The sequence below is a fragment of the Pseudoalteromonas sp. MT33b genome (genome assembly GCF_014117385.1).
Lineage (GTDB): Bacteria > Pseudomonadota > Gammaproteobacteria > Enterobacterales > Alteromonadaceae > Pseudoalteromonas > Pseudoalteromonas lipolytica.
The window spans coordinates 1,936,460-1,961,919 of sequence record NZ_CP059831.1; the positions used below are offsets into that span (position 1 = coordinate 1,936,460).

Here is a 25,460-nt window from a genome sequence, read left to right on the forward strand (position 1 = left end):
GCATCATATAGATAGTTAGTTGGTTAGTCAAAGTAAAAAACCAATTTTAGTCGGTTTTTAACGATCTTCTGCTTTGTTTTCGGATTCATTGTGGCTTATCCTTGCCAAAAGACATTTTATACCCAGAATATTTTATGAAACCAACACTTATATTAGCGTCAAGCTCACCATTTAGACAGCAATTATTAACTAAATTAAATCTACCTTTTGAAAGTTTTTCACCTGATATCGATGAATCAGCGCTAGAAAATGAAACGCCCTCGCAACTTGTTAAGCGACTAAGTGAGCAAAAAGCGCGTGTCGCAGTTGAACATTTTACCAATGGCTTAGTGATAGGCTCTGATCAGGTGGCCGTTTTCAACAATAAAATACTAGGTAAACCACACAATAAAGAAAACGCCGTTGCGCAATTATCCGCATTTAGCGGCCATACTGTGAGATTCTTAACGGGTTTGAGTGTCTTCGATATAGAATCAAATAACGCAATCACGACGGTTGTGCCATTCGACGTGACTTTTAGAACACTAACACTTGAGCAAATTGGCGCATATTGCGATGCTGAGCAACCTTACAATTGTGCTGGCAGCTTTAAAAGTGAAGGGTTAGGTATTTGCTTATTTGACAAGCTCAGTGGCGATGACCCAAATACACTTATTGGCCTGCCACTGATCACATTAACTAAAGTACTGGCTGAGTTTGGTGTTGATGTACTGACTCTTCAGCATGAGATGTCAACACGCTAAGTAACTGCCAATAAGAATCAACGACAGTAATCGGCGCATGTTGTTGCAACTGCGCCTTGCTGTGTGCACCAAAGCTCACACCAATACAGGCAATACCAGCGGCATTCGCCATCGCCATATCCAATTGGCTATCGCCAATCATCACGGCATCACTTTTCGCTATGCCCTGCTCGCGCAAAATTTGCTCCAGCATATCAGGGGATGGCTTTGACATAGCATCATCTGAGCATTTTACGTTCATAAAATACTTACCGAGGCCCGACTCATTAAGTAATCTATCAATACCTTCACGTCCTTTACCAGTAGCCACAGCGAGCTGTATACCTGCGTCTCTTAACTGCGTTAGTACAGGTTCTACATCTGCGAATAGAGGTGTAGGTGTGACATCTAATTCACGATATTGTGCTTTATAACCTGCAACGAGTTCATCGTTTAAATGCAAATAAGCAGGAAAAAGTACTTCAGTGGCCTTGGTTAGCGACAAACCTATCACATCTTTCGCTTGTTGCTCTGATGGAACTGGAATACCTAAATCTCGCGCAGTATTTCGCAGGCAGGTCACAATTTTTGGCACAGAATCCATGACTGTGCCGTCCCAATCAAAAATAGCGAGTTTAAACCTGTTCATTATCAGCACGTAACTTTTTAATACAATTACTTAAAGCTTTATCTAACGGCGCTTCAACATGCATCGTTGTTTCGTTTTTAGGGTGGATAAAGCGTAAATCATGCGCATGTAAAAACAACCGATTTAACCCCGTTAACTTATTAACGTATTGATCAAATTCAGCCACACCATATTTATCATCACACGCAATTGGGTGACCTTTGCATTGCGTATGAACACGGATTTGGTGAGTACGCCCAGTCACCGGCGACGCTTGCACCAGTGAACACTCTGCATAACGCTCTAGAACACGGAAACGTGTGTGCGACGGTTTACCTTCGGTATTGTCTACACGCACCACGCGCTCACCAGACTTTAAAGTATTTTTACGTAAGCCTTCAGTGACGTTTTTAGTTTTCGCATCCCATTGCCCATCAACCAGTGCCCAATAATTTTTTTCCATGGTTTTTTCACGCAACTGCTGATGCAAGTGTGTAAGCACAGAACGGCGCTTTGAAATAAGTAAACAGCCTGAAGTATCACGGTCAAGACGGTGAACCAGTTCAAGGCTGCGCTCTTCTGGGCGAAGTACTCGCAGTGCCTCGATTAAGCCATAACTTAAACCACTGCCGCCATGCACCGCCATTCCTGACGGCTTATTAATCACCATCAAGTATTTATCTTCAAATAAAATGGCCTCTTCAAGCTGTTTAACCTTATCTAGCTTTTTCGGCACAAATTCATCTTTTTCGGCCACTTTTATGGGCGGAATACGAATAACATCATCAAGTTGTAATTTATAAACGGGTTTAATGCGCTTTTTATTTACTCGCACTTCACCTTTACGAAGAATTTTATAAACTGCACTTTTAGGCACACCCTTCAGGTGAGTAATAAGAAAGTTATCAATGCGTTGACCTAAGTGGTCTTCACCTATGGTAACAAATGATACTTGTAAGCCGGTTTTTTCTGACATTGCCTAATCACTGATTTAAGTAAATAATTTAGTTGCTAACGCGGTTGTAATAGTGGGATAATCACCGCTGCGAACATAAAGTTTGCAAGTAACAACGGTGCTTTTTACCACATTAAAACATTCGTGATGCATATTCTGGGTTGCCGATCATACAGATCCGCGCTAAGTTTTCCAAAGCTTTTATAATTACCCAGCCAACACGAGCGTTCAATTATCGGCGATGCGCGTAATATATTGCCTGCATAATTTGAGCACGAATGCTGATTAATGAATAGAAAAAGCAATTGAACAAGATAAATTGTCTGATAGTGACGACGTAACAACGTCATTCAGAGTAAGCTGTTGTAGCAAGACATTGAATTAAAATTTGAACATGGTCGACTTCGGAACAGAACTCGTAAATTAAAACCGTGAAAGACGCGGCAGTTTTGGCACCAAAAAGAATTTAATAACGTGACAACATGTTATTGTCAGCCACACCATAGACACGCTCAATGTAAGCGAACAACGTCGGTTTTTGATTTTAACCAGTCGTGAGATTGCACAAGAATAACCGTCAAAAACCACTGAACAGACGAAATGATATCGTCATGTCAGCGACAGAAATTAGTAGAGTAACAATATGAAACGTATGCTAATCAATGCGACGCAGCAAGAAGAAATGCGCGTTGCACTGGTTGATGGCCAACGCCTGTATGATTTAGACATAGAGAGCCCAGGTCACGAACAAAAAAAAGCCAATATTTACAAGGGTAAAATTACCCGTATCGAACCATCACTAGAAGCAGCCTTTGTTGATTATGGCGCGGAAAGACATGGTTTCCTTCCACTTAAAGAAATTGCACGCACATACTTCCCACAAGGCTATACATTCCAAGGTCGTCCGAATATTCGTGACGTAATCAAAGAAGGCCAAGAAGTAATTGTTCAGGTTGATAAAGAAGAACGTGGCCAAAAAGGCGCGGCACTAACAACCTTTATAAGCGTAGCAGGCAGCTATTTAGTACTTATGCCAAATAACCCTCGTGCCGGCGGTATTTCACGTCGTATTGAAGGTGATGAGCGTACTGAACTAAAAGAAGCGCTAAGCCGTTTAGAACTTCCTAAAGGTATGGGGCTCATCGTCCGTACTGCGGGTGTTGGCAAATCATTCGAGGAACTAGACTACGACTTAAAAGCGCTTTTAGTTCACTGGGATGCCATTCAACAAGCTGCAGATAGCGGCCCTGCTCCATTCTTAATTCACCAAGAAAGTAACGTTATTTTCCGTGCTATCCGTGACTATCTACGTCGTGATATTGGTGAAATTTTAATTGATAAAGCCCGTGTTTTTGAAGAAGCTAAAGCGCACATTGAACGCTTCCGCCCTGATTTCATGAGCCGTGTTAAGCTTTATCAAGGCGATGTGCCATTATTCACACATTACCAAATCGAAAGCCAAATTGAGTCAGCGTTCCAACGAGAAGTTCGCTTACCTTCTGGTGGTTCAATCGTTATTGATCCAACAGAAGCGCTTACCTCTATCGATATTAACTCGTCAAAAGCAACCAAAGGCGGTGATATCGAAGAGACCGCGCTTAACACGAACCTAGAAGCCGCTGATGAAATTGCACGTCAATTACGTCTACGTGACTTAGGTGGTCTTATTGTTATCGATTTTATCGATATGACACCACCTCGCCACCAACGTGAAGTTGAAAATCGCCTGAAAGATGCTGCACGTCCAGACCGTGCTCGCGTACAAATAGGCAAAATTTCACGCTTCGGCCTTCTTGAAATGTCGCGTCAACGCCTGCGTCCATCTCTAGGTGAAGCAAGCCAAGGTCCGTGTCCGCGTTGTAATGGTCAAGGCACTATTCGTTCAAACGAATCAATTGCATTGTCTATCCTTCGTTTAATCGAAGAAGAAGCAATCAAAGACAATACATCGCAAGTAAACGCACAAGTACCTGTTGCGGTAGCTGCTTACTTATTAAATGAAAAACGCCGTAGTGTGCACCGTATAGAAAAACGCCATAGTGTTGATGTGGTCATTATTCCAAATCAACACATGGAAACACCGCACTATGAAGTAGTTCGTTTACGCAAAGATGAAACGATTGAAACTGTTAGCTATGAGCAAGTCGTTGCACCAGAGCCAGAAGCATTTGAAATGGCTAAAGCACCCACAGCACCGGTTCGTGAAGAGCCTGTGTTAAAGGGTGTTGTTATGCCAACAAACCCAGCGCCACAAGCTGCTCCAAAAGCTGAACAACCAGCTCAAGACGTTAAGAAAAGTGACGGTGGTTTATTTGCAGCCATTGGTAAATGGTTTAAATCACTCTTCAGCAACTCTGAAGAAGAGACTGAAAAAGAGCAAGAAGAGAAAAAAGCGGCACAACAGCGCAGCAACAACCGTCGTAATAACGACAACCGTCGCAGAAGCAATAACCAACGTCGTCGTAATAACTCTCGTAATAAGCGTCCTTCAGACGTTGAAGCGAAAGAAGAGAAACCGGCCACTACTTCAGCTCCTGAGCAAAAAGAAAGTAACGAAAACCGTAATAAGCGCCGTCGCAATTCGACTAACCGAAAGCGAAATGAAAAGCGTACTGATGACGTAGAAACAACGTCAACAGAGGCAGTTCAAGAAACGCAAACGGAGCAACCGAAAGAGACTAAACCTAAGGTTCGCCGTCAACGTCGTAATATTCGTAAGAAAGTGCGTTTACAAGACGAAAATGCCGAGGAAGTAAAATCAACTCAGAGCAGTGATACTGTTCAGGCTGAGAAAACAGACAAAGCAGCAAAACCTGCCAAACAGGCGAAAGAAGCGAAAGACGATGTAGTACCAGAGGTTAAATCTGAAACGCCTGCACAGACTGAGGTTAAAGCAGAAAAACCTGCAAAAGCTGACGTTAAATCGGTTAAAACAGAAGAAACCAACACACCGGTTGAGGAGCAAAATGTAAACGCTGAGTCAGTTGCTGATGATGAACAAGCACAGCCGCGCACACGCTCACGTCGTTCACCTCGTCACCTTCGTGCAGCTGGACAACGCCGTCGTCGTCCTGAGCAAGATGAAAAGCAAAATGAAGATAAAGGTGACACACCTGCCTTTATTCCTGTTGCGGATCAAGCTGCTGCTGAATATGAAGCTGAATTAAAAGCTAAACAAGCGCAAACTGAGAAACCAGTTGAAGCGCCTGAATCAGCTAACACTGATGAACCAGTAAAAGCTGAAGAGCCAGTAAAAGCTGAAGAGCCAGTAAAAGCTGAAGAACCAGTAAAAGCTGAAGAACCAGTGCAAGCTGACGAACCAGTGCAAGCTGAAGAGCCAGTAAAAGCTGACGAACCAGTAAAAGCTGACGAACCAGTAACAACTGAAGAGCCAGTTAAAGCTGAAGAGCCAGTAAAAGCTAACGAACCAGTAAAAACTGACGAACCAGTAAAAGCTGACGAACCAGTGCAAGCTGACGAACCAGTGCAAGCTGACGAACCAGTGCAAGCTGACGAATCAGTACAAGCTGAAGAACCAGTAAAAGCTGACGAACCAGTAAAAGCTGATGAACCAGTTAAAGCTGATGAACCAGTGCAAGCTGAAGAGCCTGTTAAAGCTGACGAAGCAGTTAAAGCTGATGAACCAGTGCAAGCTGAAGAGCCTGTTAAAGCTAACGAAGCAGTTAAAGCTGATGAACCAGTGCAAGCTGAACAAGCACCTAACAATGAAAGAACAGTGTTAGTTAAGGGTTCAGCAAGCGCTGCAATGGCAAAACCTGCACCAGTTGCAGACAGCGAGCCAGTACCAACACCAGGTGCTATGGCACACGATAAGCGTGAAGCTATTCCAGACAGTGGTTTACGCGCAGGTTCAATTAAACCTGCCGGTAAAGCCCGTGCTGATATGGCTAAAACATTATCGGCTGACTAGTCTAGCTGTTATACGAAAAAAGCCGCGTTATGAAAATAACGCGGCTTTTTTGTTTTAGATTTTTGTTTTAAATATATACACTATATTTCGATTATTTGTGTTCCGAAGCCACTGGCGTATCCACCCACTAACACCTGACTCACACCTTGTTTGTCTGATCTAACGCATGCTGAGATATGTGAAGCACACCCCATAAGTCGTCCTTGTTCAAATTTGAAATGATTAATGTGTTCAGAATAAAGATGCCTAGTTAAGTAACAAGCAAGCGCACCACTCGCGCTCCCTGTTGCCGATTCTTCTGGAATACCCACTAAAGGTGCAAAGTTTCGACAACTTGCAGTCAGCTTTTCATGCGCATCGTAAAGCTCAAATGCATGCACACCAATCACTTCATGTTGTTTACAAAAATCACTGAGAGCAGCGTTATTAACTTCAATTTTATCGAGATAGCCCCGTGGTACAGGAACGATAATATCGGGTAAACCTGTTGTGATTACGTCTATCGGTAAAGCCGTTGATGCTAAAACCGCTTCATCAACCCCCAATAATCCAGCGACTTCATGATACGCAAAGCTGCCGAGATATTTAGGTAAGGTTTGCTCCATCGTAACTTGACCGTCATTGGCAATCGTTATTCCGAGTAGACCCGCTTTGGTTCTCTGCGTGTAATTACCCGCAGCTATCACACCTTGGTTGAATAGAGTCGAAAATACAGCAAGCGTAGCATGACCACAAAAATCGACCTCTTCTGTTGTGGTAAAAAATGACACCGAAAAATCGACCTCTTCATCGTCTGATACAAAGGCCGTTTCTGAAAAGCCCACGGCTTTCGCAATAGTCAGTTTTTCCGCATCAGAAAGTTTATCCGCATTGAATACAACACCGGCAGGGTTACCTCCGCTTCCATCTGCAGTAAACGAGTTAACTAAAAATGCTTCTACTTTCATTCACACAACTCTCTTTTTAGATTTAACGAATAAAAGCTACAGATAGTGTCAATATAAATAGTATTGTTATAGTCAGTACCAATATAGAGATTACCGATATAGAGAGTACCGATATAGAGAGTACCGATATAGACGTTAAATATCCGTAGTTTTAATTTATAGCTTTGCACCTTATTCTCAAACAGCACTATCAAATCTTGCGCAGTGCAACTTGTCTCACCTTATCTGTTGACGAGATGGCACTTTGGATATGTGCTGCAATCACAATGACTTTATTTAAATTTGCCTACAAACTAGCCCATTGTTGTTTCAGTCCTATTAGATGAACAACGCCTAAAGATAAACAAATAATTGAACTCCAAATCCAAAACTCGGGAGTTCGACCTTGGGGTGACTTTACAAACAAAAAACCGACGATGCCCCGGGCAATATAAATGAATGTAATTAATATAAGCGCTAAACGCGTTAATGGGAGTTTGAAAATAATCCCAGCAGCAGAAAACGCATACATTGACCACATTGAGAGCACGAGTGTAATGCCACTGGTTATAAGGGTTGGTTTTATACTACCTTGCTCAGATAGTAGCGCCATTTGTTCCCCCGCACCAAAAAAGCGATACCACGGTGCGCCAAAATAAATACACCCAAGATGCAAAATTGCAACGATTCCACTTAATACACCTGCAATAATAAGAAATATATTCATGCTTTTAAAATCTCCTTGTAAACAACTCAATAGTCATAACAGAAAAACAATAGCATTAAAAAGCGAATAAAAATTTTAAATATTTTCGTGCTTATTTAACTTCTATTCGCCTAAATATTGCACAAGCCCTGCAAGTAAAAATGCCAACCACAGTAATGAGACTATTGCAGAAAATAACAAATATGGTTTAACTGGCTTCCGTCTACATAAAGTCTTAATAGTGCTTAGAACACTTATAATGCCTATAAACGGAAAGCACAAAACTGTTAGTACTACCCTCAAGCTTGGCTCTGCAAAAAATAAAGAGAAAAAACTTGAACCTTTATCTTCGAACTGTTCAAGTTTTAATGTTATATAGTAAATATAAATGGGCAAACTAAAAATAATAAATATTAGAGCAAGAGAAAAATAAAGTTGATACATAGGCTAGACATCCTTTTCTAACTAAAACTAAATAATGGAATAATCAATTTGAGAAAAAACAGGGATAAAACCTTCTCATATTATCCACGGAATACTTTTGAAATGGATTAATTTTTAACTTAATATCACCTTCATCGAATAATCCTGTAGAATTAGCGACATGATAGATTTGTTCAATAATACATTCTTCATGATGGGATTTCAGGATACTTTCAGAGCAGTCCATTATAAAGTGTGGCATTAGTTCTCCTAACTAACATTTTCATTTTAACAACTTGCTAAAAAATGGGTTAAATGTGCTCAAAATAAAGAGCAGTATTAAAAGAAATTTACACCTCAAAACCTTTTCTTAGAATACGTCGTAATCATCTCAGTAGATTAGCGGTTATTTTGTCTCTGTTACAGATAAATATTAATAATTAGGCAATTATATTTTTCAGCATCAGAAAGCTTATCCGCATTTAATACAACGCCTGCAAGGTTCGCGACTGTACCACCTGCAAATTTGCTACAAATGCAGTTACCATCATTACACGCTTCTTTTATATAAATTAAATACTAAGGCCATTGCACTTGCTCCATAACGTAACGATATGACGCCAATGCTTTATAGAACGATATTAATATTGGCTGTTTTTTAAAAACTACGTGAAATATAAATACGGGTAATTGCCAAATAACAACAATGCTAATCTGTATCACTAAAGCGATAAACACAAACTCTGTATTACCTAAGAAAAACAACAACAACAGACTGCTATTTAATAGCAAAAACACCCACACACTGCGCAGTGCTGCCTTTTTCAGGGTTTGTAATTGCTGCTGATTCAAATCTGACACCATCAGACTTGTTTGTTACACCCAAACATCATTCGCTGCGGTAAGTTCACCACCAGCTTCACCGGTATTTACCACGCCTTTCGGCTCAACAAGCATAATTTTACATTCAGTCTTCGCATGGGGTTTATGTTCAACCCCCTTAGGGATTACAAACATTTCACCCGACTCTAAATTTACAATGCCATCTCTAAATTCGATTTCTAGCTCGCCTTCAATAACAATAAACACTTCATCAGTATCAGGGTGATCGTGCCAAACAAATTCACCTTCAACTTTAGCGAGTTTAAATTGATAGTCGTTCATTTCTGCAATTACTCGCGGTGACCAATGTTCAGTAAATTTAGAAAACTTCTCTTTAAAATTAATTGCTTTGTAAGTCATAAAATCCCTATTTATAAATTTAATTTGAGGGTCGAATAAATCTAAAGACTCATCTCATTTATCTCTGTTATCTTCACTTTCAGTGACAATTAAACTCTGGATATACGCTTTATGTCGTCTTGAGGTTTTGCATATAACGCCCCATAAAGAAGAGGCTATACTATAACTCTTCTTTATGGCTCTAATTGATGCAGATAGCGAGTGAATGTATCCTTAGGTCTCTCTAAATTATTTGCCGCAAGTACCCTAGATGCCATACCTCTGTGATTACTGCCATGAGTTAACAAATGGATTAGAATCTCTGTCACTGACATCTGCCCTGTATCACCATCAACAAATTTAAATGAAACAACCCGCTCTAGTTCTTCTTGCTCTACTGTTTTAGAATACTGAACTAACCATGAGTCATTATCATTTACTCTCTCGCGCAACTCTAAAAATGTTGGTGTTTCAACGGTATTATCATCACTGTATTTTTCAGGTTCTCTCAAAATTCGGCTAATAAACAGGCTATCGACGACAGTTGTGTGATTTAAAATTCTGACGAAAAAGGTAGCATCACTTTCTGGAAGTCTTGAAAAATGCTGTTCTCCTAAATCAAGCAATTGAGTATTTGCCCACTTTTTGTAGTGAAACGCCTTAGAAAAGTCCCTATTCATCCTTACGTATACGCCAGATTTTTACCAATAATGACCGATAATACCCTAAACGATTAATACACAATGATAAACTGTCTTACTGCAAGCCTTAATTATTAAACAATAAAAAGCCCAGCAGTAACTGGGCCAAAAGTCTGTCAATTTTGTCGAGGTTTACCCAACTGTCTAATGCCTTAACGCATGACTTTATTTAACCTTCTTCTTGCTCCATAAAGCGTTGCAGTTGGTCTTTTAGGTTAGGTGGAATACCTTTAATGACAAGTGTGTCTGTTGCTTCGTTGTATGTAACGCGCTCGCCTAGGTGTTTGCGCTCAAAGCTCACACTTACGCCACCACCCATACCAGAGAACTTAACCATGCTCGTTACCGTCTTTTTATCAACAGGGAACGAGTCTTCCAAATCATAGTTTTGTTCTTGGCAAAAGCTTTCAAATGGGCTGTCATCACTTTTAGATAATGTCGCCGATAATTCTTTAACGTTGGCATCTTCACCTGTGGTCACACAGTCATTACAGTAATCGAAAACTTGTTTACGAAGCTCATCTTTTTCTGATTTATCAAACTGTTGCTCTGATAAGTAGTCTTCAACGGCGTTAAGCATTACTTGGCTTTGTTGTTTAGGGTCAATACCCTCTTCACAACCTAAAAAGTCTAAAAAGAAATCCGCAACCTTACGACCCGCACGCCCTTTAATAAAAGAAATATAGCGATTATCTTCCGCTTGCGTGTCCCAGGCTGTCAAATCGACACGCGCAGCTAATTGCATGCGTGAGATATCTAAGTGACGCGATGACGCTAAATCAAGTTCCGAAGTAATTGAATAATGTTCTTTAATATTGATCAGCGCAATTAACACATAATCACTTGCAACATATTGATAATGGCAAAAAACTAAATAACCAGTTTCGTTAAACGCATACTTATTTAGCTCTTCTTTTAATACATTTGTGGCCTGCTCAGTCATGTGCCAAAAGCCCAGCTCATTGTTTCGATAGCTCTGCATTGCAGAAGCTACAACACTGTTTTTCTCGCCACTGAATGCACAATACCCTTTACCCGGTTTACCATTGTAAGCATGGTGAAGCTGTTCTATGAATACAGCGACTTTGTCGTTAACAACCATTTCATCATTGCGTAAATGAATTTCAGTATCGTCGTCTTTTTTGTCTACATAATGAACGACTAATTTTTTAACATCTATTGTCATCTTTGTTTTTCACGCCTCTGGTGTTAAAATACGGGAATATAACTCTTTTTATCGAACCAACTGATGCCTATCATATCAAAATATTCTAATGAGCAAGTAGAACAAATCGTTGATCAGCTGATTGATGTACTTACAGAGCATAAAGCGCCTGTAGATTTAAGCCTTATGTGTTTAGGAAATTCTATCACGCATATTTTAAAAGAGCATGTACCTTCAGAGAAAAGACAAGCGGTTGCCGACAACTTTGCCAAAGCATTAGCGCAGTCGGTTAAATAAGATTTATGAATTTATCGCAACAAAGTCAATTTTCATCAAAAGTAAGTCAGCTTCTTAGTTGGGGCCATTGGTTCACCTTCGCAAATATAGGTTTACTGCTGTTTATCAGCTTAAGTTATTTATTTGCCGACAGTGCCCCCACTACTTTTGTGGGTTACCTGTACATGTTTGTAACTTGGTTAAGCCACACAAGCTTTATTACGTTTATTGCCTTTGTTCTGACGATATTTCCGCTGAGTTTGGTGTTTCCTTACCCTCGACATATTCGGGGGATGGCCGCTGTAATTGCGACCTTTGGTGCATCACTGCTGACACTTGATGCCTACGTTTATTTCAACCTAGGCTATCATTTGAATTCATCAGCTTTACCTGAGATTGTGTCGTTATTATGGCACCGTCTTACAGACTCCCCTGCACTCACGACTATTTTTGCGGGCGGTATCGTACTACTCATTTTAGCTTTCCAGTTATTAGTCAGTAATTACACTTGGCATCATCTGGCACGCTTAAAACAGTATAAATTCGCACGTTATGCTACGAGCACAATCTTAGTGTGTTTTGCTCTTAGTCACAGTATTCATATTTGGGCCGATGCTAATTTAAAATTTGATATTACTAAGCAAGATAACGTACTGCCATTATCGTACCCAACAACTGCAAAAAGCCTGCTGGCTAAAAACGATTTACTTGACCTTGACAGCTATAAAGAAGCTCATGATGTTAGGCTAGATCCGCACAATATTGATTATTTAGCACCGACGCCTCCAGCACAATGTGTTGATGAAACTACAGCAAAAATCGATATTTTAGTATTTTCAAACAACGACGCCCTTGAAAGCTTTGTAAATACTCAACCAAATTTACGTAAAACTGATTTATTCTTACAACCTATTGAAGTTGAAGATACGTTATTTAGCCTTGTTTATGGCTTACCGGCTTTTTACAAATCACCTATATTTGAAAAACAGCAGTCGCCTGTTTGGTTAAGCGAATCTCGCTCACTACAGGTAGAGGGCTTCGAACAATTTGAATTTATCAATTCAACCAATGAAGACTCATCAATAAGACTAGTCAGCGCAGATGAAACAACCACAGTGCGTAATAATGCACACGCTGTTTTCGCATTTAGCCTTGCTCAGCATAGCAACGGCATTGTGACTACGTCTCGCCTGTACAGCTCAGATAAAAAAGTTGTGCAAACAGACGGGCTTATTCAACCAAGTGACATAATAGCCACCAGTGTTGGGCATTATTTAAATTGCCAAACGCTCGCGAAACAAAGCATGCTAGGCAGTAATTTATATAAACGCCATGATGATACCGGCGTAAACTACTCTCAAAATGTGTTTATTGCATTTAAGAAAGATAGAATTACTTTAATTGACTCGGATGGTAATTTTAAAAACATCTCTGCAGCTCAGGGCTTTGCAATAGAGCAGCGACTTGATGTACCCTTTTTAGTGCAAAGCATTAAAAAACTAAAACGCTATACACCTTAGCCCTTTTGATTATTTGCTATACGAGCTGGCTTTATTATATTTAATAACACGTATTAAAGTAAGGACACGGATGTCATGAAAGCCTCAATCACCGCGTTATTTTCCTCTCTTTTCATTACCTTTTCTCCCGCACTTACAGCGGCGGAATACTATAAATGCGTAACAGATAAGGGCACCGTATTTAGCCAATTTCCTTGTGGGAATCGCGCAACTAAACACCGCATTACAGTAACTGATCCTGATATACAAGCACCTGATAATTATGTTAAACAACTTAATGAACTGGAAAGAGAACAAATAATAAAGCGATTAGAAGCCGAAATTCGTAGTCAAAAACATCGCTTAGACATTTTAAGTCGCGAACGTGATAGAGCGCAGTACCAACAAGAGCAACGGCTTAACCGCATTTTGTCTGATTCACAAAGCAAGCAAATCAGCAAAGACATACAAAAGCAGCTAAACAGTATCAATAAGCAATACCAACGAGACGTAAAAAAGGCTAATAAAAAGCTGACTGACTTAGAAAAAAAATTAGCACGCTATAATTAATTAACTTTACTATTGGGTTTCACTAATAAATAACATATTCTTAACATAGATAGAGTTAATGCTCTAAACACGACATTTCAGCCGTTTCGAAGGAGTTTGTATGCAGCCACAACATATTGCGGAGTTAATTTTATCTGGCTTTCGTAATCACTATAAACTCTTCCAAGCAATAACAGCCAAAGCCCCTATCGCATTTGCCAACCGAGATTGGCAAAAAATTAATGAAATTAGTAAGCTCAGAATTAGCCATTATGATGATCGGGTTAACGAAACCATTACCAAGCTAAAATCGCTGAATGAACAACAAATTATTGAGCTCAATCAGACTTGCTGGCTCGAAACCAAACAAATATACCAACAATTTTTAAGCTTTCACCCACAAGCCGAGCTGGCTGAAACTTTCTATAACTCCGTTTTTTGTCGCTTATTTCACCGCCGCTATTTTAATAACGACTTTATATTTGTAAAAGCCACTCTCGCAGATGCTCCCGCCCTCCCAATGGAAGCTGAATATCGCAGTTATTTTCCTGTCGTAGATGGGCTAAGACCCACAATACGTAAAATTATTAATCAATTTGACTTTAAAGCCCCTTTTGTGGACCTTGAGCGTGATATTCGATTGTTGGTTAAGGCGTTTTATAAGCAAGCTCCCGATACACACCACCAAGCGTGGCACATGCGCTTTGATATCCTTCAAGCCCCTTTTTACCGAAATAAAGCCGCTTACATTGTTGGCCGAGTGGTGTCTGAAAGTGGCGTACAACCTTTTATCATTGCTGTTTTACACCATGAGGATAAAGGCTTATACCTTGATGCGTTGCTGACGAAATCATCGCAAATGCGGGTTATCTTTGGTTTTGCCCGCGCCTATTTTATGGTTGAAACGCATGCTCCTTCTGCATTAGTTCGTTTTTTAAATCAATTAATGCCCAACAAAACATTGGCAGAGCTTTACAATGCAATTGGCTTTCATAAGCAAGGTAAAACCGAGTTTTATCGTGAGTTCTTACAGCATTTAAATAACTCAAACGATCAATTAGTTATTGCCCCTGGCACACCGGGTATGGTGATGATGGTATTTACTCTGCCATCCTTTGGCTATGTGTTTAAAGTGATTAAAGACACCTTTGGCGAAAGCAAACCGTTTGGGCGCGATACCGTGCTTAAACGCTATCAATTAGTTAAAAGTCATGATCGTGTCGGACGCATGGCCGATACTATAGAGTATTCTAACGTCGTATTTCCTCTGAGTCGTTTTGATAGTAAATTGTTAGCAGAGCTGCATAAAACAATCGCCTCTTCAATGATTATTGAAGGTGACTGGCTGATCATAAAACACTTATATATTGAGCGGCGCATGACACCATTAAATATCTACCTTGAAAATGCCAGTGAACAACAAGCATTTGAAGCCATTGAAGAATATGGTCAAGCATTAAAAGAAATGATAGCCGTGAATATATTTCCAGGCGACATGCTATTGAAAAACTTTGGGGTAAGTAAGCATAACCGCGTTATTTTTTATGACTACGATGAAGTGCAATATTTAACTGATATGAACTTTCGTGCCTTACCAAAAGCCAAGTCATACGATGACTACTTAACGAATGAGCAAAGTTATTCAGTGGCACCGCAAGACGTATTTCCTGAGCAATTGTGCACCTTTGTTACGGCTAACCCTGTGTACAAACACTATTTATTAAGTACACACCCAGAGCTTGAAGACCCCGCTTATTGGCGACAAGCTCAATATAATATTAAGCAAGGCGTGGTAAGCCACATTTACCCTTACCCTGCTGCACAACGATTTATCCATTATTGGTAAACACCAAGGACACAGAATGAATATAAGTAAAATAGATTTAAACTTACTTGTTTACCTAGATACATTACTCAGAGAGTGCAATGTAACCAAAGCGGCTAATCAGTTAAGCATTACACAACCCGCAATGAGTAACGGTTTAAAGCGCCTGAGAAATTTATTTAATGATCCGATTTTGGTACGCACCAGTGAAGGAATGGTGCCGACAGAGCGTGCTAAAGAGCTACAACCAGTCATACGCGGTATTTTAATGACGTTAGAAGAAACACTCGCTCCTAACCGTGAATTTGAAGCATCTCAAAGTAAACGTGTATTTCGTATTATGGCCAGTGACTATGCGGCCAGTACCCTTGCGCCCAAACTACTTAGTAAGTTACACGAAGAAGCACCTGACACCACGCTTGATATCCTGACCCCCAGTGACGTTACGTTTCATGACGTTGAAAACGGCAAGGTCGACATGGCAATTAACCGCTTTGAAAACTTACCCCAATCGTTTCACTACAAACAAATTTGGAAAGACAGTTTTTGCTGCTTAGTAAAAGCCGACAACCCTATCATTAAAGACTTCAGTCTCGATAGTTACTTAAAAGCGCGCCATATTTGGGTAAGTAAAACAGGTTTTGGTGTTGGCGTAGGTATGGACCCAAAAGATGTCCAAAAGTTAGGTTGGGTAGACGAAGCGCTTGCTCATTTTGGTAAGCACCGGAATATTGCAACCTTTACTCGAAACTATCATGTCGCCATTCACCTGGCTAAAGAGCAGAATTTAGTGGCCACACTGCCATCAAAAGCGGCGAATATTTATTTAGATGATCCGGGATTAAAAATTCTTGAGCCACCTTTCCCTATTCCGCCTTTTGAACTCGACATGATTTGGAGCCCTCTTTTACACCGTGATGCCAGCCATATTTGGCTTAGACAAAAAGTGGCTGAAGTGGCCAATGAGCTTAAGTAATATTTTACCTATTAACCTGTAATTATTGCTGGTACGCCTTTTTATATGGGCGTACCAAACTCGCTTTATCTCAAAATAAAAATGTAACACTCTGATTATTAATGATAATACTTTTATGTTAGGGATTGGAACATGCTTTGCTTCATGTAGAGAGCATTGTTTTAATTCAGTCTATATTATTAGAGAGGTCATTATGCAAACACATCAAGGACATGACGTTCATCATATTGCAGATATCATTCAAGTTATGAACAGTGGTATCGATTTTTATGAAAAAGCACAGGAAAAAGTTTCAGACCCCAGTATCGTCGCGTTATTTCAGCGCATGATCGATGCCCGTAAAGTAAGTATTGAACGTTTACAGCCATACGCCATAAACCAAACAGGTCACCGTGAAAATGGCTCAGACTTTGCGGTAGAAGCTCGTAAAGCTTACACATCTTTAATCACTAAACTCGGTGCAGACAAAGATGCAACCTATGTCAGTGAGCTTGAAGAAGTCGAAGACAAAACACTCGCAGAAATAAAAAGTGCGCTCAAAAAACCTCAACCCCACGACTGTGAAGCAGCGTTATCAAAAACCCTGCTAACTATTCAAAGCTGTCATGCCGAAATGAGCAAAATGAAAAAGCATTAACTGCTAATCATATGAAGCCCAGCATAACTGGGCTTCATATTGAAAATTTAAAGAACGTTATTGCCCAGTAATACGTTTTGAAAATGAAATAGCATAAGCAGTTGAGCGCAGCTTTAACACTTCATCTTCACTTGGCATAAAGCCTTGTGAAAGCAGATTTGGGTCGTAATTAGTTAAATCACACCCTGATTCACCCGTGGATTCTATCGTGAGCTTTCCTAAATTAACTGTTTTGCGATCAGCAGGCCATTGCACTGAAGGATCCGTTAATGCATCACCCGGCTCGGCTAATTCAGCTTGAAAACGGTAATGAACTTTCCCTTTCGCTAAATCCTCTTCAAGTCGCTTAGCAAGAAATGATTTAGGTAATGCTTTCATTTGTTCTTCAGTTAGTACTTGTTCTGGCGCTTCTGGCACCATGGTCCATCTAAAAGCTTGCTTAGTGCCCTTTTCATCAACCATGTAAAAGGTATGCACACCAAAATAACGTGAAGACACATACGATGCTGGCGGGTTATGGCTTTGTAGCCAATTAAATTGTCCTAACGTACTCGGGTTTTGCTCTCTGTATGCTTTCACTTTTGCAAAATCGATTTCACCTGTTTTTTCATCAGGTACTAAGGTACTTAGCAAACCAAAAAATGCTTCAGGGCTATTACCTGCAAATACGGGCGTAGTTAGCCCTGCAATATTGTGCACATCCCCATTTTCTAGCACAAACTGCACCCCGATTCCTCGCGGAGAACGTGATGTTTCATCAGCATTGGGGTTACCCCCACCCATAGAAAAACGAATATTTGCTTTTGATGGTGCGTTAAATAAAGGGCTGATTGAATACTGTTTTGCTGCTTGATTAGGTGTAAATGTGCCCACAGCGCATACACCTTTGGCGTGACCTTTTCTAATTCCGGGCTGCTTACCTGACAGCTTCTCAAATAAATTTATGAAATCTTGCCCGTTAACTGATTGCTCAGCAAAACTTGCTGTTGGTAAAACAAGGCACATAGCACAAACTAAAGACTTAATTTTTAGCATTTATCCATCCTTTAAACTTAGTTCCAACAACAATGACCTGACAAACCTCGAAATGATTTCATCAAAGTTAATAAATATTTTTACCAACAAAAACGCTACAAACATTTAATAAACTAAGAATATTTATTTAACTACAGTATTTTTAAAAGCTGCTAACTTTAAATTTAGGATCCGAAAAATGGCTGTGGCGCCCAGCATTTTAAAAATAATCCGTGTTCTTAACACGACTATGGCTAGTCCACTTAATCGTAAATTTTGTGGCTTGGTCAAAAACAACAAGGACCTAATTATGGTGAAACAACCTAAAAAAACCACTGCAAACGCTGATGTAGATATGACCCCGATGCTCGATATTGTATTTATATTGCTGATATTTTTTATCGTTACAACCTCATTTGTTAAAGAGCGCGCTATAGAAGTCAATCGCCCTTTAGCAAAACCAACTCTTGAAAACCCAAAAAAACAAGCGCAATTTACTATTACTGAAAACGACAGTATTTACTTTGCAAACCGACTTATAACACCAGAGCAAATTATAGCTAACCTCGCGTTATTTGCCGCACAGTTTGAAATGACACAGGTGCAAGTAACTGCAAGTGAGCAAAGCAGCCACAAAACCTTAGTCACCTTGCTTGATAAAATAAAACAATATCAAGATGTTCCAATCTCTATAAGCACGTCTCTATAACTAAAAAAGGGCCTAACGGCCCTTTGAAGGTTAAATAATAAAGGAATCGATAGGATTTTTAGAACTTATATTCTGCGCCTACGTAGTAGTACGCACCGTTAAAGCCAAAGGGTGCTGAGCGACGTGAATAAGTGAACACACCCGGGCTTGAAACAATAGTGTTTCCATTTGCATCAACAATGGTACCCGAACGCGAATTACCAATGGTATTCTTATCGGGGTAAACATCAAATAAGTTGTTTGCACCAATATTAAACGACAGATTTTCGTTAAAGAAGTAGTTAACTTTTACGTCAGTTAAGATTTCAGCGCCATACGTTTGGCGACCTCCATCTTCTACCGTGTACTCACCGTAACGATTAAGTGATAAATTGACCGTCCAGTCTTCTAGTCGGTAAAGTGCACTTAAGTTAATGCGGTCTTCGGGTTGCCACTCTTCAATAATCGATGTTTCTTGCGCAGAAAACACATCTTCAACCGGAATCGTTTCAAGCCCACTGCCTGCAGGGGTGAATAAATCAACGACATCCGTTTTTGTAAAGTTAGCAGCAAAAGTAAAATCAAGTGTTCCACCAAGGCCCTCGGTATTCCACGTTGCGACTAAATCAACCCCTTCGGTTTCTGTATCAGCGCCATTTAAGAAGAACTGTCCAGCTCCCGCGCCAGCGCTTTCTAACGCTGCATCTAATGTGTCGGATAATCCTTTCCCTAAACGATTACTGATCACAATACGGTCATCGATATCAATCGCATAGTAGTCAATAGTCAGGTTGATGTTATCTGTGACGTTGTAAACAATCCCTAAACTACGATTTTGCGATTTCTCTTCTTTAAGTTTAGGAATACCAATAGATTGCGCCAGCGTACTGTCGTTTCTAAAGGTGCCCACTTGCTCTGCAATTAAGTCACCATTTGGTCCAACAACAAACTGTGTGCTTACGTTATTAAAGTACAACTGCTGCATTGAAGGCGCTCTGAATCCTGTACTCACAGCCCCACGTAACGAAACATCTTCAGTGATTGACCAGTTACCCGCCAGTTTAAAGTTAACGGTATCGCCAAAACCTTTATAGTTATCGTAACGAAGTGCACCTGAGATAATCACATCATCAATTACATACGTTTCGGCGTCTAAATAAAATGAAATTACATCGCGTGACTCATCCACTGACGAGGCCGGATCGGAACCACCAAACCCTTGAGCACCACTTGCAGCATCAACACTTCCTATGCCGTCATTAAGGCCTGCATAAATACTTACCCCATCAACTGTATCGTAATCACGATACGCATACTCACTTCCCTCTAGGATGCGAAATTCATCGGTACGAAGCTCAGCACCCAACGCCAGCGAAAAGTGCTCGTAATCTTTGGTGTAGTCAAGATTCAGTGTTTGTAGTGATAACTCAAGACCATAGGCATACGCCGAGCGCGGGATCGTAGTTCGAATTTCGTCAGCCGTTAAGCCTTGCTCATAACGAAGGTAATTAGCATACGAGCCATTAATCGTATCGCTTGTGGTGTAATCGATGCTGTTTTCGCCATAGGTGTATGACAAATCAATACTCGCGTCATTATCAAATGATTTTTTGAAACCAACATTGTAGGACACGTCATCGATTACTGTGTTAATTTTTGGTAGAAACCCCATAGGAATGGTTGCATCGCCATCTTGTAAAACAGGGTTACCACTTGCATTGGCATTATGACGGAAGAATGCAGCTGATTCATTTTCACGGTTCGAATAAGTAATAAAACCATAAAGCTCACCACCAGCAAGTTCATAGCCTGTATTAACTGTGAGGGCAAATTGCTGTGAATCTGCATCACCAATTCTAAAAGTATCGCGCGGGGCTGTTAGCTCACGAGGATCGCCCGCGAGTAATGTGCCATCTTCAAGCTCAGTACAGCCATAAAATTGACATGAACCATGTAAGCCTGCACGGTTTGTTGGCGCACGATCTCGATAATTAATCGTCGTATTTAAATACCCTTCGTCGCCTAACGCAAACCCTTTATTAAAATCGATATTAACTGTTTCGCCATCGCCCTCTGAGTACTCACCATAATTAATCGTCGCTTTACCGCCTTCTTCTGCGTCTTTTAATACGATGTTGATAACGCCCGCAATCGCATCTGAACCATATTGTGCTGCGGCACCATCACGCAAGACTTCAATACGTTTGATGGATGCAGCAGGAATCGCATTCATGTCTGTACCGGCCGTACCACGACCAACAGAGGTATTGATATGAATAATACTTGCCTGGTGACGGCGCTTACCATTAATCAGAACTAACGTTTGATCGGGCCCTAAACCGCGCAATGTTGCTGGTCTTAACGCATCTGTACCATCGCTGATAGACGAGCTGGAAAAGTTAAATGAAGGCGCAATGGCTTGCAACATACGGCCAACCTCAGTTTGACCTGTATTTTCCAGTGCTTCTGCGCTTAAAATATCTACCGGTACAGGTAAATCTTCAACTGAACGCCCTGCGACACGGCTACCCACGACAGCTATTTTCTCAATATTTTCCTGTGCAGCTTGATCAGCAGCTACCGCCTGTGTATTCGAAGCAAGCAGTAACGGCACGACTGCAGCGCTGATCCCTGAAAGGTTTTTCATGTTGTTATCTTTCCTATTGATTTGTTTGAGTTTTATACTCAGTAAACCATTTTGATCAACAACCGCATCGAGCTCAGTGCCTTTTAGCATGGCATCTAACGCATCTAATTTGGTGTAAAAACCAAACACAGATTGCGCTTGATATTGCTTTGCTAAATCGAACGAAAATATGACTGTTTGGTCGGTTTGCTTTGCAAATTCAATCAAAGCCAAATCAGCTCGTTGCGCTTTAATATCAAATTGCAGCATTTGTTTTTCAGCAGCGATGACTGTTTGACTTACATTCAGTCCATAAACAAAACAGGCCGCTGGTAACAAATACACATGTTTACTGCGCAACTTAACCAAACAGTTGAGAAAGAAAAATCCACTACATAAATTTAATTTTTTTGTATTTAATTTTTTATGACAAGCAGCGTCTGCACCATTAACTGCATGAAATAAGTGTGCTCTCATAGGCAATATTAACTTTTAGTCGCTAAGGTCAAAGTAACACGATGTTCACCTAATCGTTGATGTTCAACAGCTAAGTTAGCGGCCAAAGAATCAAGTAACCCTTTAATGTCGCCAGCTTTAAATACTCCCGCCACTTTCAATGTTGAGAGTTCAGGGTCAAGGAGTTCAAAGCGTGTTGCGGTGTATCGACTCACTTCCTGTAATGCGTCGCTGAGGGGCTCACCATTAAAAATAAGCATGCCATGTTGCCACGCTAAATCACGTTGCACATCATCTGCTGATAATTGTTTTATTGGCTCTGTTTTACTGTGTTTAATCAATGCTTTTTCACCTGAAACAACAACATTCGCTTTAAGTTTTTTAATATCGTTGCTGGTGTCTGTTGCATCTTTAAGACGATTAAAATCAGTGGCGTCAACCTGAGTACTGGGGTCGGCAATCATTACTTTGCCTTCTGTTACAACGAGTTCTAGATCTGATGCCGTGTTCCGCTGCACGTTAAACACAGTGCCTAATGCTGTAAACGATTTATCACCCGCTATCACAGTGAATGGACGACTCGCATCTTTTGCAACATTAAATCGTCCTTCACCTCGATTCAAAATGAGTTGGCGACGATTACCTGTGTATGCAACTTCAAGATTTGTGTTGGTATTTAACTGAACAATAGTACTGTCTGGCAGGACAAAGGTGGCTTGTTCGCCGACTTTTGTTCGGTAAATTTTTGTAAATTTAGCATGATCGTTTTCAGCTGAATGCCAATAGCTTGAATAGATTAACATGATGCAACCAAGTAGCATCACCACTAAAAAGCTCGCAGCGGTAGCCATCCCAAATGAAGTACTTTGTTTTGTAGGCGCTTTATGTGGAAACAAACTGCTTAATTCATTTAGCACACTCATTTCATCCCATAATTGTGCTAACTCAAACAATGCATCCTGATGCGCTCGGCTTTGACTTGCCCAAACTTGTAATTGTTTAACTTCTTCATCTGATAAGCCACGGTCAATCGCGCTTATCCAACGGCTTGCCTGCGCTTGAATCATGTCGTGTGAGGTAAATGGGTGAACATTACTCATTTATTCACCTCTTTGGCTGTAAATGTGTTTGTTTCAGGATAATTGTTTTGTTGAATATCGTGGGCTTTCATCGCACGGTGCGCATGTAACAATCCTTTAGCGATATGTTTTTCAACAGTGCTCGTACTTAGGTTCATTTCTTTAGCAATTTCCTTTTGGCTCAAACCATATACTTTTTTAAGGATAAAACACTTTTTAACTTGTGGACTCAATTCATTTGTTACACGACAAAAGAACAAAAATCGCTCTTTAGAGGTAACCTCATCTTCCAACGCCATTGTGCGCATATGACGTTCAACTTGCTGCTGTTCATCCAATGAATCTTTGTATTTATTATCCCATTTAGCTACATGATTAAGTGCTAAGTGCTTCGCTGTTTTAAGTATATAACTGTGTGTAAATTCAATATTTTGCTTGAGATCAGCCTCATAACTTTTAATAAAGGTTTCTTGAACTATGTCTTCGACATCATCTGGGCTCACAATGCGAGATACAAAGCGCCTTAGTTTATTAGATATTTCAGCAAACGTTGATGTTACCCCAATGTGTTTCGTCATCCCTAACTCACCTTTATTATTTTTATTACTTTAGGGTACGAGTTTTCATTATAAATACAAGCGTATTTGTTAAATTTTTGTTCCTCACGTAAACAAAGATTTCATAAACTCATACAAAGTCTGTTTTTACGAGTTGCTAAACTACAAAACAACTTAATATAGCCTCCTGTGAGCCACTGTGCCGACAGGCAAAAAACCAGACTATCAAGTCAATACAATTATACCAATCTGTCATAATACTGAATCATTCTGAGGGATTGACCTGTCGCTATCTGCGCTAACATGTCTGATTTACGCCTGCATGGATGCAGGTGGTAGAGCAATGTAAGAGCAATTGCCGAGAACACCTAAATAACGACTCTTTTGCCTCGTTAGCAACGACGTTTATCGCCTCAAAATAGCTCACTTCATTAAGCAAATTGGTATGGATGAACTGGCTAAATTATTTAAACACTAACCCGCAATTAGAGTACACTGTATGTGCGCTATCTCTTTGTGAAGATAGCATTTAATTCTCTGCTTATCTCACCTGTAAAAAGTAAACTAAAGGGTGTACCTTTCGCTAATTTGGGTATAAACTAAACGCGCTTAATTTCTGCATAGTATCGCCTTTCGATAGTGTATAGGCTATTTTCTATGCTTACCTACTTAACAATTGGACTGTGGAGTAAACATGCGCCTGCCTTTCGCGTCTGCCAAATTATCATTATCTGCGTTGTTTTTTGTAACTGCACCTTTACTATTACAAGGTTGCTCAGAAGCACCTCAGCAGCAACAAGGTCAAATGCACCCTGCCGCGGTAGCAACTATGACAATGACACCGCAAGATGCCCCCTTTACTATCGAATTACCTGCTACGTTGTCTGGTTCAAAAGAAGTCGAAGTTCGTGCTCGCGTTGCGGGAATTCTTGAATCACGTAATTTTGAAGAAGGTCAACGTGTTGAACAAGGTCACTCTTTATTTACTATCGACCTTGAACCTTATCAATTAGCGGTTGACCGTGCTCAAGCTGCACTTGATGGAGCCAATGCAGCGTTAGTACAAGCTAACAGAGATGTAAAACGTTTAGCTAAATTACGCGCAGAAAAATCTGTGTCGCAACGCGATTACGATAATGCAAGTTCAGCTTACGACATTGCAAAAACAGATCTCGAGGCGGCGAAAGTTGCCCTAAAACAAGCGCAGTTGAACCTTGAATATGCACAAGTTAAAGCCCCGGTTGCCGGTGTAATGGGTCGTGAATTTGTCTCAGAAGGGACCTTTGTATCGGGACCCGATTTATTGCTTACACAAATGACACAGTTTGATCCAATCCGTATCCGCTTTGGTTTATCTGAGCGAGAGCAGTTACAAATGCGTCAAGATGTTCAAAATGGCTCTCTGACCTTACCTGAGCAAGGCCATTGGCAAACAAAAATTAAACTTCAAGACGGCTCTGTGTACGGCAAAACAGGTGAAGTTAACTTCTCAGATGTGCGTATTAACCCAAATACAGGCACCAGTGAATTTCAAGCGATTATTCCAAACCCTGATTTTCAATTACGTCCTGGTCAATTCGTCCGTATTGAGTTAAGTGGTGCCGTGCGTAAAAATGCGATCATTGTGCCACAGCGTGCTGTACTGGATAACGGCACCGGTAAGTTTGTGTACGTTGTCAGTAAAAATGAGCAAGGCATGGATGTTGCCCTGCCGGCTCCCGTAACGGTAGGAGAATGGGTTAAACAACCAAATAACGAGCAATATCAGAACTTTTGGCTGATTAAAAGTGGCCTAAAAGAAGGCGATAACGTGATAGTTGATGGAATGGCGCGTATTTTCTTCCCTGGTATGCCAGTGAATGTTGGCCAATCGGCTGCAAACTCAAACCACGCAGAATAA

The 25,460-nt window shown here is 40.5% G+C and carries 22 protein-coding genes; 10 read left to right on the plus strand and 12 right to left on the minus strand.

Annotated features, from left to right (window positions below; translation table 11 throughout):
* Positions 1 to 134: 134 nt before the first annotated feature.
* A complete protein-coding gene (locus H3302_RS08895; protein ID WP_036967964.1) occupies positions 135 to 743 on the plus strand; it encodes a nucleoside triphosphate pyrophosphatase in 609 nt (202 codons plus the stop codon).
* On the opposite strand, the gene H3302_RS08900 is transcribed toward H3302_RS08895, so the two are convergent.
* Positions 679 to 1,371 carry an HAD family hydrolase gene (locus H3302_RS08900; protein WP_182394957.1) on the minus strand — a complete coding sequence of 231 codons (693 nt, stop codon included), beginning with the start codon at positions 1,369 to 1,371 and terminating at the stop codon, positions 679 to 681. The two genes, H3302_RS08895 and H3302_RS08900, sit on opposite strands and share 65 nt — an antisense overlap.
* The gene (gene rluC, locus H3302_RS08905) at positions 1,358 to 2,326 is read right to left on the minus strand and encodes a 23S rRNA pseudouridine(955/2504/2580) synthase RluC (RefSeq protein WP_036967959.1); all 969 of its coding nucleotides are present in this window, start codon (positions 2,324 to 2,326) and stop codon (positions 1,358 to 1,360) included. Before rluC ends, H3302_RS08900 begins: the two co-directional genes overlap by 14 nt.
* 622 nt (positions 2,327 to 2,948) lie before the next feature.
* Here rluC and rne point away from each other — a divergent pair.
* Entirely contained in the window at positions 2,949 to 6,236 is a 3,288-nt protein-coding gene (gene rne, locus H3302_RS08910) for a ribonuclease E (RefSeq protein ID WP_182394960.1), read from the plus strand.
* A gap of 80 nt (positions 6,237 to 6,316) precedes the next feature.
* Here rne and H3302_RS08915 read toward each other — a convergent pair whose 3' ends face one another.
* From H3302_RS08915 to yejK, 6 genes are all read right to left on the minus strand, one after another.
* Complete coding sequence (locus tag H3302_RS08915; protein ID WP_182394962.1) at positions 6,317 to 7,183, minus strand: PhzF family phenazine biosynthesis protein; 867 nt, start codon at positions 7,181 to 7,183, stop codon at positions 6,317 to 6,319.
* A gap of 286 nt (positions 7,184 to 7,469) precedes the next feature.
* Positions 7,470 to 7,889: a hypothetical protein gene (locus H3302_RS08920; protein ID WP_036967950.1), complete on the minus strand. Its 420-nt coding sequence runs from the start codon at positions 7,887 to 7,889 to the stop codon at positions 7,470 to 7,472.
* Positions 7,890 to 8,870: 981 nt separating this feature from the next.
* Positions 8,871 to 9,143, minus strand: a complete 273-nt coding sequence (locus H3302_RS08925; RefSeq protein ID WP_155950827.1) for a hypothetical protein — start codon at positions 9,141 to 9,143, stop codon at positions 8,871 to 8,873.
* A 24-nt stretch (positions 9,144 to 9,167) separates the two neighbouring features.
* Positions 9,168 to 9,533, minus strand: coding sequence for a cupin domain-containing protein (locus H3302_RS08930; RefSeq protein WP_074989399.1), 366 nt, complete (start codon positions 9,531 to 9,533; stop codon positions 9,168 to 9,170).
* A gap of 173 nt (positions 9,534 to 9,706) precedes the next feature.
* Positions 9,707 to 10,192: a DinB family protein gene (locus H3302_RS08935; protein ID WP_182394964.1), complete on the minus strand. Its 486-nt coding sequence runs from the start codon at positions 10,190 to 10,192 to the stop codon at positions 9,707 to 9,709.
* Positions 10,193 to 10,382: 190 nt separating this feature from the next.
* A complete protein-coding gene (gene yejK / locus H3302_RS08940; protein WP_075593491.1) occupies positions 10,383 to 11,399 on the minus strand; it encodes a nucleoid-associated protein YejK in 1,017 nt (338 codons plus the stop codon).
* Positions 11,400 to 11,462: 63 nt separating this feature from the next.
* Here yejK and H3302_RS08945 point away from each other — a divergent pair, with 63 nt between their 5' ends.
* From H3302_RS08945 to H3302_RS08970, 6 genes are all read left to right on the plus strand, one after another.
* A complete protein-coding gene (locus tag H3302_RS08945) occupies positions 11,463 to 11,675 on the plus strand; it encodes a DUF1414 domain-containing protein (protein WP_036967930.1) in 213 nt (70 codons plus the stop codon).
* A 5-nt stretch (positions 11,676 to 11,680) separates the two neighbouring features.
* Entirely contained in the window at positions 11,681 to 13,174 is a 1,494-nt protein-coding gene (locus H3302_RS08950) for a DUF3413 domain-containing protein (RefSeq protein WP_065978494.1), read from the plus strand.
* Between the two features lie 75 nt (positions 13,175 to 13,249).
* Complete coding sequence (locus H3302_RS08955; RefSeq protein WP_182394966.1) at positions 13,250 to 13,723, plus strand: DUF4124 domain-containing protein; 474 nt, start codon at positions 13,250 to 13,252, stop codon at positions 13,721 to 13,723.
* Positions 13,724 to 13,823: 100 nt separating this feature from the next.
* Positions 13,824 to 15,548, plus strand: coding sequence for a bifunctional isocitrate dehydrogenase kinase/phosphatase (aceK, locus tag H3302_RS08960; RefSeq protein ID WP_036967922.1), 1,725 nt, complete (start codon positions 13,824 to 13,826; stop codon positions 15,546 to 15,548).
* Positions 15,549 to 15,564: 16 nt separating this feature from the next.
* Positions 15,565 to 16,503, plus strand: coding sequence for a LysR family transcriptional regulator (locus tag H3302_RS08965; protein WP_036967919.1), 939 nt, complete (start codon positions 15,565 to 15,567; stop codon positions 16,501 to 16,503).
* A 193-nt stretch (positions 16,504 to 16,696) separates the two neighbouring features.
* Entirely contained in the window at positions 16,697 to 17,140 is a 444-nt protein-coding gene (locus tag H3302_RS08970) for a PA2169 family four-helix-bundle protein (RefSeq protein ID WP_036967916.1), read from the plus strand.
* A gap of 57 nt (positions 17,141 to 17,197) precedes the next feature.
* Here H3302_RS08970 and H3302_RS08975 read toward each other — a convergent pair whose 3' ends face one another.
* Entirely contained in the window at positions 17,198 to 18,175 is a 978-nt protein-coding gene (locus H3302_RS08975; RefSeq protein ID WP_182394969.1) for a catalase family peroxidase, read from the minus strand.
* Positions 18,176 to 18,464: 289 nt separating this feature from the next.
* On the opposite strand from H3302_RS08975, the gene H3302_RS08980 reads away from it, so the two are divergent.
* Positions 18,465 to 18,863, plus strand: a complete 399-nt coding sequence (locus H3302_RS08980) for a biopolymer transporter ExbD (protein WP_036969180.1) — start codon at positions 18,465 to 18,467, stop codon at positions 18,861 to 18,863.
* A gap of 58 nt (positions 18,864 to 18,921) precedes the next feature.
* Here H3302_RS08980 and H3302_RS08985 read toward each other — a convergent pair whose 3' ends face one another.
* The 3 genes from H3302_RS08985 to H3302_RS08995 form a co-directional block, all read right to left on the minus strand.
* Positions 18,922 to 21,828 (minus strand): TonB-dependent receptor plug domain-containing protein, encoded by a 2,907-nt coding sequence (locus H3302_RS08985; RefSeq protein ID WP_409076795.1) that lies wholly within the window; start codon positions 21,826 to 21,828, stop codon positions 18,922 to 18,924.
* Between the two features lie 125 nt (positions 21,829 to 21,953).
* Positions 21,954 to 23,024, minus strand: coding sequence for a FecR family protein (locus H3302_RS08990; protein ID WP_036967913.1), 1,071 nt, complete (start codon positions 23,022 to 23,024; stop codon positions 21,954 to 21,956).
* Positions 23,021 to 23,581, minus strand: a complete 561-nt coding sequence (locus H3302_RS08995; protein ID WP_182394973.1) for an RNA polymerase sigma factor — start codon at positions 23,579 to 23,581, stop codon at positions 23,021 to 23,023. Before H3302_RS08995 ends, H3302_RS08990 begins: the two co-directional genes overlap by 4 nt.
* 673 nt (positions 23,582 to 24,254) lie before the next feature.
* Here H3302_RS08995 and H3302_RS09000 point away from each other — a divergent pair.
* Positions 24,255 to 25,460, plus strand: a complete 1,206-nt coding sequence (locus H3302_RS09000; RefSeq protein WP_065978498.1) for an efflux RND transporter periplasmic adaptor subunit — start codon at positions 24,255 to 24,257, stop codon at positions 25,458 to 25,460.

Coding starts and splice junctions, on each gene's coding strand:
- H3302_RS09000 (WP_065978498.1), top strand. CDS start 24,255: ATGCGCCTGCCTTTCGCGTCTGCCAAATTATCATTATCTGCGTTGTTT.
- H3302_RS08945 (WP_036967930.1), top strand. CDS start 11,463: ATGCCTATCATATCAAAATATTCTAATGAGCAAGTAGAACAAATCGTT.
- H3302_RS08920 (WP_036967950.1), bottom strand. CDS start 7,889: ATGAATATATTTCTTATTATTGCAGGTGTATTAAGTGGAATCGTTGCA.
- H3302_RS08995 (WP_182394973.1), bottom strand. CDS start 23,581: ATGACGAAACACATTGGGGTAACATCAACGTTTGCTGAAATATCTAAT.
- H3302_RS08975 (WP_182394969.1), bottom strand. CDS start 18,175: ATGCTAAAAATTAAGTCTTTAGTTTGTGCTATGTGCCTTGTTTTACCA.
- H3302_RS08965 (WP_036967919.1), top strand. CDS start 15,565: ATGAATATAAGTAAAATAGATTTAAACTTACTTGTTTACCTAGATACA.
- H3302_RS08990 (WP_036967913.1), bottom strand. CDS start 23,024: ATGAGTAATGTTCACCCATTTACCTCACACGACATGATTCAAGCGCAG.
- rne (WP_182394960.1), top strand. CDS start 2,949: ATGAAACGTATGCTAATCAATGCGACGCAGCAAGAAGAAATGCGCGTT.
- aceK (WP_036967922.1), top strand. CDS start 13,824: ATGCAGCCACAACATATTGCGGAGTTAATTTTATCTGGCTTTCGTAAT.
- H3302_RS08950 (WP_065978494.1), top strand. CDS start 11,681: ATGAATTTATCGCAACAAAGTCAATTTTCATCAAAAGTAAGTCAGCTT.
- H3302_RS08935 (WP_182394964.1), bottom strand. CDS start 10,192: ATGAATAGGGACTTTTCTAAGGCGTTTCACTACAAAAAGTGGGCAAAT.
- H3302_RS08980 (WP_036969180.1), top strand. CDS start 18,465: ATGGTGAAACAACCTAAAAAAACCACTGCAAACGCTGATGTAGATATG.
- H3302_RS08970 (WP_036967916.1), top strand. CDS start 16,697: ATGCAAACACATCAAGGACATGACGTTCATCATATTGCAGATATCATT.
- H3302_RS08930 (WP_074989399.1), bottom strand. CDS start 9,533: ATGACTTACAAAGCAATTAATTTTAAAGAGAAGTTTTCTAAATTTACT.
- yejK (WP_075593491.1), bottom strand. CDS start 11,399: ATGACAATAGATGTTAAAAAATTAGTCGTTCATTATGTAGACAAAAAA.
- H3302_RS08895 (WP_036967964.1), top strand. CDS start 135: ATGAAACCAACACTTATATTAGCGTCAAGCTCACCATTTAGACAGCAA.
- H3302_RS08915 (WP_182394962.1), bottom strand. CDS start 7,183: ATGAAAGTAGAAGCATTTTTAGTTAACTCGTTTACTGCAGATGGAAGC.
- H3302_RS08900 (WP_182394957.1), bottom strand. CDS start 1,371: ATGAACAGGTTTAAACTCGCTATTTTTGATTGGGACGGCACAGTCATG.
- H3302_RS08955 (WP_182394966.1), top strand. CDS start 13,250: ATGAAAGCCTCAATCACCGCGTTATTTTCCTCTCTTTTCATTACCTTT.
- rluC (WP_036967959.1), bottom strand. CDS start 2,326: ATGTCAGAAAAAACCGGCTTACAAGTATCATTTGTTACCATAGGTGAA.